The sequence below is a fragment of the Xanthomonas sp. SHU 199 genome, from assembly GCF_000364665.1.
GTDB classification, from domain to species: Bacteria; Pseudomonadota; Gammaproteobacteria; order Xanthomonadales; family Xanthomonadaceae; genus Xanthomonas_A; species Xanthomonas_A sontii.
Window position 1 is genome coordinate 1 of sequence record NZ_AQOI01000612.1, and the last position, 1,010, is coordinate 1,010.

Below are 1,010 nucleotides of genomic sequence, written 5' to 3' on the forward strand. Positions count from 1 at the left end.
GGTGGAAAGTGCCGAGGAGGTGCTGGCCGGGGTCGCGCCCCTGGCCGCCGAACTGGCCGACGCCTTGCGCGGGCGCCTGAACGCCCCCACACAGGGAGCCAGCACCGCGCGCGCGGCCACACCGGCCTTCCCCCACCCCGACTACCAGCGCTTGTGGCAGGCGCTGGGCCACGACCCCATCTGTATGGATTCAGTGATCGCACGCAGCGGATTGACGGCCGCAGCGGCGTCCTCCATGCTGCTGGCCATGGAACTGGATGGCTACGTGGCGGTCGAACGCGGTCGTTACACCCGCAAACCCTAGTTTCTTCACCTCCACAGCGTCTCGCGACGCAGGCCGAGGGGCAATGAAAGAGAGCATTCTGGATGTCCTGCTGTACCTGTTCGAACACTATTTCAGCGAAGACGCGGATCCGGTCCGCGATCGCGACTCCCTCCAGAATGGCCTGATCCAGGCCGGTTTCAGCCCCACCGAGATCAGCAAGGCGTTCGACTGGCTCGACGCCCTGGCCGACCAGCGCCCGGCCGTGGCGCAGCCGCGCATCGATGGCCCGATCCGCATCTACCACGGTCCGGAACTGGACAAGCTCGACGTGGAATGCCGCGGCTTCCTGCTGTTCCTGGAGCAGCACGGCATCCTCGACAGCGACCAGCGCGAGCTGGTGCTGGACCGCGCCATGGCCCTGGATCAGGACGAACTGGATCTGGACGACCTGAAGTGGGTGGTGCTGATGGTGCTGTTCAACCAGCCTGGTGCCGAGGCGGCGTACGCGTGGATGGAAACGCAGATGTTCGTCGACGAGCCGGAGCCGGTTCACTGAGTCGCTGACGGTCGCGCACGGATGCACGAAGACACTCCCCCATTGGCGATCTGGTACTACGTCGATGCCGCGCGCGAGCGGCACGGCCCGTTGCCGGCGCCCGCCCTGCTGGAACGCCTGCACGACGGCCGCCTGCAGCGCGAGACCCTGGTCTGGCGTGAAGGCCTGCCGGAGTGGCGGCCGCTGCAC

2 protein-coding genes and 1 pseudogene are annotated in these 1,010 nt (G+C 67.2%); all 3 read left to right on the top strand.

Features of this window, described 5'->3' with window-relative positions; genetic code table 11:
* A pseudogene (locus D183_RS0117850) lies at positions 1–304 on the top strand (DNA-processing protein DprA); the annotation flags it as partial.
* Between the two features lie 43 nt (positions 305–347).
* Entirely contained in the window at positions 348–821 is a 474-nt protein-coding gene (locus tag D183_RS0117855) for a DUF494 family protein (protein WP_010340686.1), read from the top strand.
* A 21-nt stretch (positions 822–842) separates the two neighbouring features.
* Positions 843–1,010, top strand: a 168-nt coding sequence (locus tag D183_RS25160; RefSeq protein ID WP_157835221.1) for a DUF4339 domain-containing protein, incomplete at its 3' end; no start/stop codon positions are given.

What these genes read in the sequence shown, in the direction of transcription:
- D183_RS0117855 (WP_010340686.1), top strand. Translation starts at nt 348, where the DNA reads ATGAAAGAGAGCATTCTGGATGTCCTGCTGTACCTGTTCGAACACTAT.